This is a genomic window from Kosakonia sp. S42 (genome assembly GCF_016624785.1).
In the GTDB taxonomy this organism is placed as follows: Bacteria; Pseudomonadota; Gammaproteobacteria; order Enterobacterales; family Enterobacteriaceae; genus Kosakonia; species Kosakonia cowanii.
Genome location: NZ_JACVTW010000043.1, coordinates 1 through 13,515, shown reverse-complemented (window position 1 = coordinate 13,515; position 13,515 = coordinate 1). Strand labels below are relative to the sequence as shown.

General features: G+C 58.9%; 13 protein-coding genes. 10 read left to right on the top strand and 3 right to left on the bottom strand.

Annotated features, from left to right (window positions below):
• Positions 1-63 precede the first annotated feature (63 nt).
• Complete coding sequence (locus IAE50_RS23620) at positions 64-375, top strand: DUF2755 family protein (protein ID WP_034812308.1); 312 nt, start codon at positions 64-66, stop codon at positions 373-375.
• Here IAE50_RS23620 and IAE50_RS23615 read toward each other — a convergent pair.
• The 3 genes from IAE50_RS23615 to IAE50_RS23605 all read right to left on the bottom strand — a co-directional run bounded on the left by IAE50_RS23615 (position 372) and on the right by IAE50_RS23605 (position 3,368).
• Positions 372-1,481: a DUF1615 domain-containing protein gene (locus tag IAE50_RS23615; RefSeq protein ID WP_200581490.1), complete on the bottom strand. Its 1,110-nt coding sequence runs from the start codon at positions 1,479-1,481 to the stop codon at positions 372-374. The genes IAE50_RS23620 and IAE50_RS23615 overlap by 4 nt on opposite strands.
• Before the next feature lie 12 nt (positions 1,482-1,493).
• Positions 1,494-2,714 carry a peptide antibiotic transporter SbmA gene (gene sbmA, locus IAE50_RS23610; RefSeq protein ID WP_200581489.1) on the bottom strand — a complete coding sequence of 407 codons (1,221 nt, stop codon included), beginning with the start codon at positions 2,712-2,714 and terminating at the stop codon, positions 1,494-1,496.
• A 120-nt stretch (positions 2,715-2,834) separates the two neighbouring features.
• Positions 2,835-3,368: an isochorismatase family protein gene (locus tag IAE50_RS23605; protein ID WP_200581488.1), complete on the bottom strand. Its 534-nt coding sequence runs from the start codon at positions 3,366-3,368 to the stop codon at positions 2,835-2,837.
• A 190-nt stretch (positions 3,369-3,558) separates the two neighbouring features.
• Here IAE50_RS23605 and ampH point away from each other — a divergent pair, with 190 nt between their 5' ends.
• The 9 genes from ampH (at position 3,559) to IAE50_RS23560 (ending at position 13,315) form a co-directional block, all read left to right on the top strand.
• Positions 3,559-4,716, top strand: coding sequence for a D-alanyl-D-alanine-carboxypeptidase/endopeptidase AmpH (gene ampH / locus IAE50_RS23600; RefSeq protein ID WP_200581487.1), 1,158 nt, complete (start codon positions 3,559-3,561; stop codon positions 4,714-4,716).
• A 118-nt stretch (positions 4,717-4,834) separates the two neighbouring features.
• Complete coding sequence (hemB, locus tag IAE50_RS23595; protein WP_034812298.1) at positions 4,835-5,806, top strand: porphobilinogen synthase; 972 nt, start codon at positions 4,835-4,837, stop codon at positions 5,804-5,806.
• A 249-nt stretch (positions 5,807-6,055) separates the two neighbouring features.
• Entirely contained in the window at positions 6,056-7,774 is a 1,719-nt protein-coding gene (locus tag IAE50_RS23590) for a lysophospholipid acyltransferase family protein (protein ID WP_200581486.1), read from the top strand.
• Positions 7,775-8,390: 616 nt separating this feature from the next.
• Positions 8,391-8,891, top strand: a complete 501-nt coding sequence (locus IAE50_RS23585; RefSeq protein ID WP_054804673.1) for a hypothetical protein — start codon at positions 8,391-8,393, stop codon at positions 8,889-8,891.
• Positions 8,892-8,901: 10 nt separating this feature from the next.
• Positions 8,902-9,351, top strand: coding sequence for a DUF421 domain-containing protein (locus IAE50_RS23580; protein WP_023478242.1), 450 nt, complete (start codon positions 8,902-8,904; stop codon positions 9,349-9,351).
• A gap of 57 nt (positions 9,352-9,408) precedes the next feature.
• Positions 9,409-9,948 carry a 2-oxo-tetronate isomerase gene (locus IAE50_RS23575; RefSeq protein WP_200135487.1) on the top strand — a complete coding sequence of 180 codons (540 nt, stop codon included), beginning with the start codon at positions 9,409-9,411 and terminating at the stop codon, positions 9,946-9,948.
• 85 nt (positions 9,949-10,033) lie between these two features.
• The gene (locus tag IAE50_RS23570) at positions 10,034-10,990 is read left to right on the top strand and encodes a D-2-hydroxyacid dehydrogenase (protein WP_200581485.1); all 957 of its coding nucleotides are present in this window, start codon (positions 10,034-10,036) and stop codon (positions 10,988-10,990) included.
• A 106-nt stretch (positions 10,991-11,096) separates the two neighbouring features.
• Positions 11,097-12,479, top strand: coding sequence for a D-arabinono-1,4-lactone oxidase (locus IAE50_RS23565; protein ID WP_200581484.1), 1,383 nt, complete (start codon positions 11,097-11,099; stop codon positions 12,477-12,479).
• Positions 12,476-13,315, top strand: coding sequence for a glycosyltransferase family 8 protein (locus tag IAE50_RS23560; protein WP_200581483.1), 840 nt, complete (start codon positions 12,476-12,478; stop codon positions 13,313-13,315). Before IAE50_RS23565 ends, IAE50_RS23560 begins: the two co-directional genes overlap by 4 nt.
• Positions 13,316-13,515: the final 200 nt, after the last annotated feature.

Below are 13,515 nucleotides of genomic sequence, written 5' to 3'. Positions count from 1 at the left end.
AGGAGTTACGGCTCTGAGCCTATCTTCCCTGAGCGTTTAAAAGTAACGAGTACCGGAGGTCTTATGGCTGATTTTACCCTATCCAAACCCTTTAATAAGGGCGCGAAAAAACGAGACACCTCCAGACCGGGTAATATTGCTTACGCCGTCTTCGTACTGCTCTGCTTCTGGGCAGGTGCGCAGTTGCTTAACCTGCTGGTGCACGCGCCTGGCGTGTTTGAACACCTGATGCAGACGCAGGACGTCTCCCGTCCCCACGTTGAGATGGGTATGGGCGTAGGCACGATTTTCGGTCTTGTGCCGTTTATCGCCGGCAGCGCGTTTCTGGGCGTGATCTTCCTCGTCCTGCGCTGGCGTAGCCACAATCTGCGCTAATTGCGCGCCATGCAAGCGGCCCGACGATCGTCAACGCGTTTCGCAAACCACGCCGTGGTTAAGTTACGCGTGATTTTCGGGCTCTCTAACTGAATCCCCGGTAGCATCTCGCGCGGCAGCGTTTTTCCGCTGCGCTTATCCGCCAGGCGATAAATCTCACGATAGAGCTTCGTCTCTTCAAACTCCTGACTGTCGCCACGCTCAAGCTGGCGGCGAATATCCCGATCGCTCATCGCAAGCTGCGCGCCCAGCGTCTGCACTGCACGCTCGGTAGTGCCCGCTTCGCGGCTGCCATAAAGGATCAGATCGCCATCCAGCGCCAGCTTAATGCCCGTCACTTTGCTCACTGCGTTCTGAAACGCTGCGTTACGGCTGGCGTAGAAACCGGCGTTGTAATCGGCGAAGCGGTAGATCGGTGCGCTGTAGCTGGCCGGGTAGTTAAGCAGATGATAGGTGCCGAACCACAATCCGCCGCGGCGGCTGAAGACCTCCTGGCGCACGGTGCCGGACATCTCCCACGGGTAGCCGTCGGTGTGCTGCTCGGCAAAGGAGACGCTCACCTGCATCGGCCCGCCGGTGTGCACCGGGTTATAAGAGCCAAACAGCGTCTGCCCCATCGGCACCATATTGATCATGTCATCGAAAATCGCGCTCAGCTCGCGTTCGGTGCGCACCTTATCGAGCCGCTCGCTGTAGCTTTTGCCGTTGGGCGACGGGATTTTCAGCGCCGTGTGCACCAGCAGCACAGGGATGTGCAGCTGCCCGGCGCGCTTGTCGATCTCTTTCCAGGCGATCTTATTCAGCCCCGGCACCACCGGATCGGACTGGTAGTTGGACTCCTGCTGCGCCACCGCTAATACAGAGCAGATATTCTCCAGCGTCGGCGGCAGCTTCTGGCTTTTAAAGGTATTCGCCAGATCTTCAGCCCAGCCGTCGCGATCTTTAACGCTGGCGGGAATGGTGTTACGCACCACGCTTGCGACATCCAGCGGTTTCGCCTTTTTAGGCTCCTTCGCGGCCTCTTTATCAGAGAGCGAGCCCTGCGAACTACACCCGGCGACAATCAGCGCCGCCAGCAACCAGCTAAAACGAGGTACGTAAGACATAACCTTCCTTTGTTAATGACCGTGAGAGGCGACAGGAACGAACTCCTGATTATCGACCTCACGCTCAAAACTGCGCAAACGTTTATAGATGGACATCAGCTCCACCAGCGTCGTCCACGAGGTGATCAAATACTGGAACGAGCTGCGCACCTGTTCAAAGACGTTCGTGATCTGCTGCATCAACCCGAAGGTAATCGCCCCGGCTGCCAGCGTCGGGAAGAGCATAACCAGGCCAAACACCGCGTCAACCTGGAGATAGAGAATGCGCACGACGTTGAAATAGGTGTAGTGGAAATAGAGCCGAAAGTAGTTACGACGCACGGCGCTAAACAACTCCACCACCGTATGCGGCCGCGCACGTTCAGCATCATCTTCACCATAGACCAGCTCTTTACGGTACGCCGCTTCGACGCGCTGATTTTTAAATTGCAGGCCGGGCAGCTTGATGCCCACCACGCCGAGCACCAGCGTGCCAAACAGCGCCCAGCCGATGGCGGCAAACACCAGCCCGTAAGGAACATGCCCAATAAGCGGCAGCTCCGGCACGTGAGGCGATAGAACAATCAGCACCGGCAGAAAGGCGAACAGGGTCATAATGGCGTTGATAAAGCTGGTGCCCATATCCTCCAGCGTGCTGGCAAAGCGCATGGTGTCCTCCTGCACACGCTGCGCGGCACCCTCGATATGGCGCAGCTGCTGCCAGTGCGCCATATAGTATTCGTTCATCGCCGTGCGCCAGCGGAAGACATAGTGGCTGACGAAGAAGTTATTCAGCACCGCCACCGTCACACCAATCAGCGCGATGCCCAAAAAGACGCCGCTGCCGCTGTAAAACTTCTCCAGCGGCACGGTATTCGGCGCGGTAAGCGCCTTTTGGATCAGGTCATAAAAGGGCTGATACCAGGCGTTGATGGCGACGCTCACCTCCACCTGAAACCAGGTGACGAAGATAATCAGCGCGGTGCCGAGAACCGACCACCGCTGCCAGCGATGGGGCGAATAGATAAACCAGAAGCCGGCGAAGAGGCCGACGCAGAGCGCGTAGTAGGCGTAGAAGAGCAGAAAGTTGGGGCACCAGAAGCGCGCGGCGCTGATTGGCACCTCGCTTGATATGCCGGTCAAATGTAATAACCAGCGTTCGCCGCCTGCCAGCCAGAAAACAATGGCGAGAAGCGTCCAGATAAACGCCGAGGCAAAAAAGGGCGTCGGCCGGGGGAAAAAGGAACGAAACATAGTGCTCTCCTGGGTCTTTCTTATTCTTTACGACGTGTGCTGTGTCATGCTCGCGGCCAGCGACAAAAAAGCGCCGCGGGTGCGGCGCTGGCTCGTTTAATCAGACCTCAGGTTAACCGTTTAGTGGCTTTGCCAGTCATAAACAATTGTATCGACACTTTTCACCTGCACCGGGTTGTCCGGCACGATCAGCGTGCGCCACACCTCGTTGTAGTGGTCGATAAGCGTGGTTGCCTTTGCCGCCGCGCGGTCAGCAGTGGTGTGGGCATCCTCCGCGACGGTAATCGCGAAGCCTTTGCTGGCACCGTTTTTTAGCGTGGTATCGACACAGTAATCCGTTGCACAGCCGCAGATGACAAAGCTTTCAATCGCCCGTTCACGCAGCAGCGCCTCCAGCCCGGTTTTGTAGAAGGCGTCGCAGGCGGTTTTGGTGATGTAAAAGGCGCTCGCTGGCTGGGTTAACTCCGGCAGCAGCGCAAAACCTTCACTCCCCTCCTCCAGCCCGCCCGATTCGGCATGCTGGATAAAGATCACGGTATCTGCCACTGCCGTTAGCTGATTGATCCGCGCGACGCACTGCGCGCGCTGATGACGCGGCATGGCGAACACGCCGTTTTGCATATCGACCACCATCACTACCCGTTGAGCAACCATTGCCTGCCTCCTGTTTGGTGAAAAACGGAGCTTATCACAGCCCGCGGCAGCGGCGGCGGGCAGAAAAAAATGCTCTTATTTACCTGGCGTTACGGATTAGGGCGAAACATTCCGCTTTTCGCCCCTTTGCAACGGCGCGCAAGTAGTATAAATACGCTCTATCTTTCCCCGTGATTAATGGATCCTTTCGTTGAAACGTTGTCTGCTTATCTCCGCGATGTTGTGTGCGCTGGGCCTGACCAGCGTCCGGGCGGCGCAACACTCCCCCGACCCGGTATTTGCTTCTGAAATCGTCGATCGTTATGCCAACCATATCTTCTATGGCAGCGGCGCGACCGGCATGGCAATGGTGGTGATTGACGGCAATCAGCGCGTCTTTCGCAGTTTCGGCGAAACCCGTCCCGGCAACAATGTGCGCCCGCAGCTCGACTCGGTGGTGCGCATCGCCTCGCTCTCTAAGCTGATGACCAGTGAGATGCTGGTGAAGCTGCTCGATCAGGGCCGCGTGCGCCTTGACGATCCGTTAAGTAAATATGCCCCGCCCGGCGCGCGCGTACCCACTTACCAGGGCGCGCCGATCACGCTGGTTAACCTGGCGACGCACACCAGCGCCCTGCCGCGCGAGCAGCCCGGCGGCGCAGCGGTGCGCCCGGTCTTTGTCTGGCCGACACGCGAGCAGCGCTGGAACTGGCTCGCCACCGCCAAACTGAAAACCGCGCCGGGCACCCAGGCGGCCTATTCCAACCTGGCCTTTGATCTGCTGGCGGATGCGCTGGCGCGCGCGGCGGGAAAACCCTATCCGCAGCTGTTTGAAGAGCAGATTACCCGCCCGCTGGGCATGAAGGACACCACCTTCACCCCGTCGCCGGATCAGTGCAAACGGCTGATGGTGGCAGAAAAAGGGGCCAGCCCGTGCAACAACACGCTGGCGGCGATTGGCAGCGGCGGCGTCTACTCCACGCCTGGCGATATGATGCGCTGGATGCAGCAGTTCCTCTCCTCCGACTTCTACCACCGCGATACGCAGGCTGACCGGATGCAGACGCTGATCTACCCGCGCGAACGCCTGACGAAAGTGGTGGGAATGGATGTGCCGGGTAAAGCCGACGCCCTCGGCCTCGGCTGGGTCTATATGGCCCCGAAAGAGGGCCATCCGGGAATTATTCAGAAGACCGGCGGCGGTGGCGGGTTTATCACCTATATGGCGATGGTGCCGCAGCATAACGTTGGCGTGTTCGTGGTGATCACCCGTTCACCGTTGACCAAATTCACCAATATGAGCGACGGCGTGAACGATCTGGTGAGCGAGCTGAGCAACAATAAACCGATGGCGATCCCCGCCTCCTGATGAAGTAACAGGCAGGTGCATTGCCGCCTGCCTGTGGCTTAACGGCGATTTTGGTAAAACGGGGGATTATATTTTCGGCTACAATGCCGCCATCTGTTCCATAAATCTTAGGCATATCATGACCGATTTAATCACCCGTCCTCGCCGCCTGCGTAAAACCCCTGCGCTGCGCGCCCTGTTTGAAGAGACAACACTGAGCAAAAACGACCTGGTGCTGCCGATCTTTGTTGAAGAAGAGCTGAACGATTACCAGGCGATCTCCGCCATGCCCGGCGTGATGCGCATTCCGGAAAAATATCTCGCCCGTGAAATTGAGCGCATCGCTAAAGCGGGTATCCGCTCGGTGATGACCTTTGGTATTTCACACCATACCGACGACACCGGCAGCGATGCCTGGCAGGAAAATGGTCTGGTGGCGCGCATGTCGCGCATCTGTAAAGAGACGGTACCGGAGATGATCGTGATGTCCGATACCTGTTTTTGTGAATACACCTCGCACGGCCACTGCGGCGTACTGTGCGAACACGGCGTCGACAACGACGCAACCCTGCTGAACCTCGGTAAGCAGGCGGTGGTTGCGGCAGCAGCCGGGGCTGATTTTATCGCGCCATCGGCAGCGATGGATGGCCAGGTGCAGGCGATCCGCCAGGCGCTGGACGCGGCGGGCTTTAAAGATACCGCCATCATGTCCTACTCCACCAAGTTCGCCTCCTCCTTCTACGGCCCGTTCCGTGAAGCGGCGGGCACCGCGCTGAAAGGCGATCGCAAAACCTATCAGATGAACCCGCTGAACCGCCGCGAAGCGATCCGCGAATCGCTGATTGATGAAGCGCAGGGTGCCGACTGCCTGATGGTAAAACCAGCCGGGGCGTACCTCGATATTCTGCGTGATATTCGTGAACGCACCGAACTGCCGCTGGGCGCATACCAGGTGAGCGGTGAGTACGCGATGATCAAGTTCGCCGCCCAGGCCGGTGCGATCGATGAAGATAAAGTGGTGATGGAGAGCCTCGGCGCCATCAAACGCGCAGGCGCGGACCTGATCTTCAGCTATTTCGCCCTCGATCTCGCCGAACGCGGCCTGATTTAATTTTCCCGCTCTGCCTTCTGCAATGCCGGATGGCGCTACGCTTATCCGGCCTACGGGGTAAAGACCATGTAGGCCGGATAAGGCTGCAAGCCGCCATCCGGCATGGGTGCGGGAGGTAAAACGCCGGATGGCGCTGCGCTTATCCGGCCTACGTCGGCCTGCAACAAATGCTCATAACGTCATTGTAATGAAATGTAAGCGTCATCTTCTCCCGCTACTGTCAGCGGCAAGACGGGAGGAGAAATCGCCATGTTTAGTCTCGACAATGTACTTGAGGATCTCTGGCCGCAGGCCAGACCGGCACCCTGGCAAAAGAACCTGCTCAGGCGTCTGCTTTACGAACAGGAGTTCCAGCAATTCGCCGCCCAGCACCGCCACCTGAAAGGGCTGGATATGGTGGAACATGTCCTCGACCATCTGCAAATTCGCTGTACCATCCCCGCTCACTGCCTCGAACAAATTCCCGAACATGGCCCGCTGGTGATTATCGCCAACCACCCGACCGGGACGCTGGATGGGCTGGCGCTGATGTATGCCGTCTCGCGCGTGCGCCGCGATGTCAAAGTGGTCACCAACCGCCTGCTGAGCCACCTCGAACCCTTAAGCTCGCTCTTTATCGCGGTGGACAATATCGGCGGTCGCACCACCAAAGCCGCCCTGCAACAGATGGAAAACCAGCTGCAATCCGGCGGCGTGCTGATCTTTTTCCCGGCGGGCGAAGTGTCGCGCCTGACCCGCAAAGGCATTCGCGATAAACGCTGGCACGCCGGGTTTATAAAGCTGGCGAACAAGTTCCGTGCTCCGCTGTTGCCGGCGTGGATCGATGCCCGCAACAGCGCGCTGTTTTACGCCAGCGCCCTGCTCTCAGACAACCTGCCGCTGCTGCTGTTGATGCAGCAGATGTTTCGCCGCCGTAACAGCAGCCTGCCGATCACCCTCGGTCAGCGCATTCCCTGGGAGAACTGGCACACCACTGCCCTCGCGCCGCGCGAGCTGGCCGAGAAGTGTCGCCAGCATCTTCTGCGTCTCGGCAAGGGAGTGCCCGGCACGTTCAAAACCGAATGCGCCATCGCCCGGCCGGAAGACAGAGCCACCCTGCGCCGCGAACTGAGCCGCGCCGAGTGCCTCGGGCGCACGCCGGACGGCAAAACGATCTATCTCTGGCAGCGCAACGGCCAAGAGGATGCACCGCTGCTGCGCGAACTGGGGCGGCTGCGCGAGATCGCTTTTCGCGCCGTGGGTGAAGGGAGCGGCAAACGGCGCGATACGGATCGCTACGATGATCACTACCTGCACCTGATCCTCTGGGATGATGCCGATCTGGAGATTGTCGGCGCCTACCGCTTTATGCCGACGGCGCAGCTTATCGCCGAGCAGGGGCCGGAGGGGCTCTATAGCCATAGCCTGTTTCACTACGATGCGCGTATGGCGGAGGTGCTGCGCGAGGGTCTTGAGCTGGGGCGCAGCTTTATTCAACCGCGCTACTGGGGACGTCGTGGGCTCGATTATCTCTGGTCGGGGATTGGCGCTTATCTGGCGCGCTACCCGCAGTACCGCTATCTCTTTGGCCCGGTCTCCATCTCCGGTGGCCTGCCGCCTGCGGCGCGCGATCTGCTGATTGCTTTCTATCGCCTCTGGTTCCCCGCCGCCTGGCCGCTGGCGTCCTCGCGCCGCCCCTGCCCCGCCACGCTGCCCGAGGTGCTGGCGCAGTTTACCGGCGAGGATTACACCGAAGATCTGACCCGGCTGAAATCGCTGCTGGGTAATCTCGGCTGCGGTATTCCCCCGCTCTATAAACAGTATTCCGAGCTGGGCGAGCCCGGCGGCGTGCAGTTTATCGACTTCGGCAGCGATCCCGATTTCAATAACTGCGTCGATGGCCTGGTGCTGGTGGATTTAACGCGCCTGAAAGCGAACCGCTACGAGCGTTATATCGGCGTGCATCAGGTGCAGCAGAAAGCGGGGTAAGTTCCTCGCAGATTGCCGGATGGCGCTGGCGCTTATCCGGCCTAAATGAATGAAGCCGCTGAAACGGCGTAGGCCGGATAAGCGGTACGCGCCATCCGGCATTACCTCCGCGACACAATTGCCGGATGGTGGTTTCGCCTTATCCGGCCTACAAAAGCGAGCCCACAGCGACATCGTTGCGACATTTATCTGCAATATGACAGCGATGGTGTTGACCCCCGCTGAAATCGGCGAACCGAAGCGTGAATGACAAGGTCTGGACGCCATGGATGGCGGACAGAGGCGAACCGAGACAGGATGTCGAGTCGAGCCGGCCGCAGTCAGGCACGCGGGAGGTGAGCGCAGTGCGCAGCACCGATTTCCTCGCGGGGCCGCGGGGATTGATAAGGGGAGCGCGGCCGCTTCCCTTATCCCGTTCACCGCATAAAAGATTAATGAAACTCCCCATCACCTGGTGAACGGAACCCTTCCACCCATCAGGCATGAGTGCCACCCCATTGCCGGATGGCGCGTACCGCTTATCCGGCCTACGCCGTTTCAGCAGCTTCCTTACCGCATGGTCCCCGCCTCATCTACACTCTCTTTACGTGGTTTCCACCGACGCCGTGGAGGAGAGATGGAGAAGAAGTCGCACCGCTATCCGGTGGCTGACAGCCCGTTCTGGCTGCATGTTGAAACAAAGGTGCAGCGCATTGGCTCCGTAATATTGTTTGCGGTAGTGATCGCCGGGCTGCTCGGCCTCTTTTCCCAGGGGTGGCTCAGCGCGCGAAGCGCCCATAGCATTGATGGCAAACTGACGGTGCAGTATGACCGCTACGCCCGCCTGCAAAGCGATATCGATATGCAACTCACCGCCCACGCCTCGAACGAACGCCGCACCGTTTTTATCCTCGGCGGCAACTTTATGCAGGATTTTGAGATCCGCACCCTGCAACCGCAGCCGGAAAAGATGACCAGCCAGAACGGCGAACTGGTGCTGGAGTATGCCCGTCCTCATCCCGATCAACCCTTCACCGTCTGGCTCGGGTTGACGCCGCAAACCCCTGGCAGCAGCGAATTGCGACTTTCGTTAAATGACACCACCCAGCTGGCGGTGAAACAGTTTATCTGGCCCTGAGGAGACGGCAATGGATATGGTGTTACGCGCGGTAGCGATCTATCTGGTGTTAATGGTGGTATTCAAAATCGCCGGTCGGCGAGCCTTGTTGCAGATGACCTCTTTCGATCTCATTTTGCTGCTGATCATCAGTGAAGCGACGCAGCAGGCGCTGCTCGGCAACGACTTCTCCGTCACCGGCGCGGCGCTGACCATCATCACGCTGGTGGTGGTGGATATTCTGTTTGGCAAGCTGAAGAAGTACGTGAAAGGGGCAGAAAATTTTATCGATGGCACGCCGGTGGTGCTGGTCGAGAACGGTGAAATGCTGCCAGAGAAGATGCGCGAAGCGGATATCTCCCGCGCCGATATTATGCTCTCGGCGCGCAATAACCAGGGCATTGTCGACCTCGCAGAGATTAAGTTCGCCATTCTCGAGCGCAATGGTCATATCTCGATCATTCCGAAAAATTCGCCTTAAAAGTGCGCTGCTATACTTTTGCCAGGCAGAATTTTCTTTCGGATGGAAGGGAGAGATATGAAGAGCGAAACCACCACCGCGTTACAAAGCGAGCGCGTCGCGCCGCTATTAAAACTTGAGATTAGCGATCTGGCCGACAGGCTCGGCACGCTGTTATGCGATAAAAAACTGCGCGTCACCACCGCCGAATCCTGCACCGGCGGGCAGATCGCCACCGCCCTCTGCGCCTGCGAAAGCACGCCGGAGTTTTACGGCAGCGGGTTTATCACCTTTACCGATGAAGCAAAACAGACGCTGTTGCAGGTGAAAAAAGAGACGCTGGCGCGCTGGACGGCGGTAAGCCAGCAGACGGCTTTTGAAATGGCGCAAGGTGCCTGCGACGCCAGCCACGAGCCGGTCAGCATTGCCGTGACCGGCTACACCGGCCCCGATGGCGGTGAAGATGGCACCCCCGCAGGCACCGTGTGGTTTGGCTGGGGCCTGCCGGATAGCGAACCCGTCACCGTCAAATGCCTCTTTGAGGGCGACACCACAGAGGTGATTGAGCAAGCGGTAAAATATGCCCTTGCAGGCGTGATAACGCTATTAAGTGATTGATTGTAATTTGCTTCTTGTGTGCGAATGCCGGACGATAGGGTCCGGCTTTTTTATTGCGACACTTTCATGACCGAATGGGGAAAAAATGAAAATAGTTGTGCTGGATGGCGGTCTGCTGAACCCCGGCGATCTCAGCTGGGATCCACTGCATGCGCTGGGCGAAGTCACGGTTTATGACACCACCCCGGCCGATAAAGCCGCGCAGCGCCTGCGCGACGCGGATATCGCCATTACCAATAAAGTGGCGTTTAGCGAAGAGCTGCTCGCCCACTGCCCGCAGCTGAAATGTATCGCCGTGACCGCTACCGGCTACAACATTATCGATCTTGCGGCCGCCCGCGCCCGGCAAATTGTCGTTACCAATGTGCCAACGTACGGCACCGCGACGGTGGCACAATTTACCACCGCGCTGCTGCTGGCGCTCTGCAACCGCGTCGGCGAACACGACGCCGATGTACATGCCGGCGGCTGGAGCAAGGCAGACAGCTGGTGTTACTGGCTGCAACCGATGGTCGAGCTGGCGGGAAAACGCGTCGGCATTATCGGTTATGGCCGCATCGGCCAGGCGTTTGGTGCCATCGCCCAGGCGATGGGCATGACGGTGCTCGCCCACTCCCGTTCGCGCCCGCTGCCGGAGAGCGCGCAACTGCGCTATGTCGATCTCGACACCCTCTACGCCGAAGCGGATGTTATCAGCCTCCACTGCCCGCTGACGCCGCAAACCAAAGGGATGATCAACCGTGAGGCGCTGGCGAAGATGAAGCACAGTGCGCTGCTGCTGAACGCCTCGCGCGGGGATCTGATTAACGAAGCGGATCTTGCCGCCGCCCTTAACGAAGAGCGCATTGCCGGGGCGGCGGTGGATGTGCTGAGCAGCGAACCGCCTGGCGCAGATAACCCGCTGCTGAAGGCGAAAAACTGCATTATCACGCCGCATATTGCCTGGGCATCCGTCGATGCGCGCGGGCGTATTCTCGCTACCACCGTGGAGAACGTACGGTCGTTTATCAACGGCGATCCACAAAATCGTGTCGATCAGTAGCTTCAGGATGGCCAGATCGCACGAAAAGAAGCGACTCACGTCACACTTTTACATGATGAGCTACGCTTGATAAATCATTACAAAAATATTGCGCAAGGAGATGCCAATGACAACGCTACAGGCTCTTTTTCCACCTCGCCTGCCACAGCAAACCTCTGATGAAAACGTCGTTGTAAACTGGGCGAAAAACGCCACGCTGGCGCCCGCTCAGGCTGTTGAAACACCGGAAAACGAAGCGCAGTTGCAGCAGATCATTGCTGCTGCAAAGGGGCGAATTCGCGTGATGGGCAGCCGCATGTCGCCCGGTAGAATGCTGAAATTAAGCGAGCCGGGCGATACGCTGATTGACCTCTCGCGCCTGCGCGGCGTGCTGGCGGTGAGCGACGAGAGCGTCACCTTTGCCGCCGGAACCGTGCTGCATGAGGTGTTTGAGACCCTCACCAGCATGAACCGCATGCTGCACGCCTCGCCGGGGGTGATCGATTCACAAACCCTCGCGGGCGCAGTGTCGACCGGCACCCACGGCCAGGGCATGGGGCAGAGCTCGCTGGCTGATGAAGCGCTCTCCATTCGCCTGATTGATGCCCACGGTGAAGCGCACGATATTAAGCGGGACGATGCGGCCTTTGACGCCGCGCAGCAGGCGCTCGGCACTCTCGGCGTGATCACCGCCGTGACGCTGCGCACCCGCCCCTCCACGCTCTATACCTGCTTTAAGAGCGCGGGCAACGCCGATAACCTGGCGGAAGATCTGATCGACTGGAACGACGAGTGGACCTTCAGCAAAGCGTGGTGGTTCCCGGATGAGAACAAGGTTCACACCTGGAACGCGCGCGAAGCCACCGCCGAGGAGCAGGCGCTGTGGCATGACAACCACGGCGAGCTGGTCGAGATGGAGGAGACCGACGAGCAGATGAACGCCACGGTAGATAAAACCCTGGCGCAGATGCGCGATGACACCCGCATTGTCGATGAGAACGGTAAACCGTTTCGCACCGTGACGCGTTTTAAAGACTTCACGGATGTGATTGGCGATATCTACCAGGTCTTCTGCCGCGGCATCGCTACCCCGCAGATCAATATTGAGATCGGCATTCCGATGTCGCGCGTCGCGGCGGTGATTGCGCGCATGAAAGCGTGGCACAGCGAGTCGCAGCCGCATATGCACTACCCGATTATTCTGCGCTGCACCGGAGCCTCCGGCGCCTGGCTTAGCCCGGCTGGTGGGGAACCGACCTGCTTCTTCGGTTTTGTCGTCTACTACGCTGAAGATGGATCGCTCTCCGCAGAGGGAACGGCTTTTTTACGCGCCGCAGAACAGCTGCTCGCCGAAGAGGGCGGCAGACCGCACTGGGGCAAATATTTTGACCCGTCGCTCTACAACTGGCCCGCGCTCTATCCGCAGTTTGAGGCGTTTAAAGCCGTGCGCCGCCGCTTCGATCCTGACGGCAAGTTTATGAACCGCTTTATGGCGGAGGTGCTGTCATGAGCGCCGCGTTTGCCTGGGTCACGCTGTTAACGCAGCCGGGCTACCTTCCCGGCGTGGAAGCATTGCAGCAGTCGCTGCGCGACAGCGGTTCGCCGTGGCCGCTGGTGGTGATGGTGACGGAGACTATCGACGCCGCCACGCGCCAGCAGTTGCAGGCGCAGGGGTGTGAAGTGCGCGAAGTGCCGATCGTCGGACCGAATCCTGACCTTGCCCATCGCTACGCCAACGCCCGTTTCGCTGAGGTGTGGAGCAAACTGGCAGTCTGGACGCTGACGGAGTATCAGCGCGTCGCGTTTCTTGATGCCGATATGCTGGTGGTACAGAACATGGATGAGGTGTTCGAACTGCCCCTCGCCAAAGGTACGCTTGCTGCCTGCCACGCCTGCCGCTGCAATCCGAACCATATTGCTACCTATCCCGATAGCTGGCAGCCGGATAACTGCTACTACAGCTGGGTTGAGGATGCGCAGATGAACGCCGCCCCTCCGGCCCCGGTCGATAACTACCTGAACGGCGGTTTTCTGGTGCTGACGCCGGATCGCGACGTTTATGACGCGATGATGGCGAAGCTGGCGGCGAAAGAGGATATCGCCGAGTGGGTCTTCGCCGAGCAGGATTTCCTCAACGAGGTGTTCCACGACCGCTGGCTGCCGCTGCATTATGGATATAACGCCCTGAAAACCCTGCCGAAACAGCACCCGCAGATGTGGGATCTCTCGCAGGTGAAGAATATCCATTACATCATCGACAAGCCGTGGGACAAATACCCCGAACCGGGCGATAAGTATTACGACCTGCACAAAATGTGGTGGCAACATGCCCCCGCCGAGGCGTAATTGTTGAGAAACAAACCGTAGGCCGGATAAGCGCCAGCGCCATCCGGCATGATCCCCTCCGCACCATTGCCGGATGGCGGCTTCGCCTTATCCGGCCTACCAAAACGAGCCTACAGCGACACCAGCGTTGCTTTTTTTTGCGATATGGCAGCGATGGGGTTGTGTCCCCGCTGAAATCGGCGAACCGAAGCGGGAATGAC

Excerpts from the sequence above, each read along its gene's own strand:
- IAE50_RS23590 (WP_200581486.1), top strand. The coding sequence starts at position 6,056 with ATGTTTAGTCTCGACAATGTACTTGAGGATCTCTGGCCGCAGGCCAGA.
- IAE50_RS23615 (WP_200581490.1), bottom strand. The coding sequence starts at position 1,481 with ATGTCTTACGTACCTCGTTTTAGCTGGTTGCTGGCGGCGCTGATTGTC.
- IAE50_RS23585 (WP_054804673.1), top strand. The coding sequence starts at position 8,391 with ATGGAGAAGAAGTCGCACCGCTATCCGGTGGCTGACAGCCCGTTCTGG.
- IAE50_RS23565 (WP_200581484.1), top strand. The coding sequence starts at position 11,097 with ATGACAACGCTACAGGCTCTTTTTCCACCTCGCCTGCCACAGCAAACC.
- IAE50_RS23575 (WP_200135487.1), top strand. The coding sequence starts at position 9,409 with ATGAAGAGCGAAACCACCACCGCGTTACAAAGCGAGCGCGTCGCGCCG.
- IAE50_RS23560 (WP_200581483.1), top strand. The coding sequence starts at position 12,476 with ATGAGCGCCGCGTTTGCCTGGGTCACGCTGTTAACGCAGCCGGGCTAC.
- hemB (WP_034812298.1), top strand. The coding sequence starts at position 4,835 with ATGACCGATTTAATCACCCGTCCTCGCCGCCTGCGTAAAACCCCTGCG.
- IAE50_RS23570 (WP_200581485.1), top strand. The coding sequence starts at position 10,034 with ATGAAAATAGTTGTGCTGGATGGCGGTCTGCTGAACCCCGGCGATCTC.
- IAE50_RS23580 (WP_023478242.1), top strand. The coding sequence starts at position 8,902 with ATGGATATGGTGTTACGCGCGGTAGCGATCTATCTGGTGTTAATGGTG.
- IAE50_RS23605 (WP_200581488.1), bottom strand. The coding sequence starts at position 3,368 with ATGGTTGCTCAACGGGTAGTGATGGTGGTCGATATGCAAAACGGCGTG.
- IAE50_RS23620 (WP_034812308.1), top strand. The coding sequence starts at position 64 with ATGGCTGATTTTACCCTATCCAAACCCTTTAATAAGGGCGCGAAAAAA.
- sbmA (WP_200581489.1), bottom strand. The coding sequence starts at position 2,714 with ATGTTTCGTTCCTTTTTCCCCCGGCCGACGCCCTTTTTTGCCTCGGCG.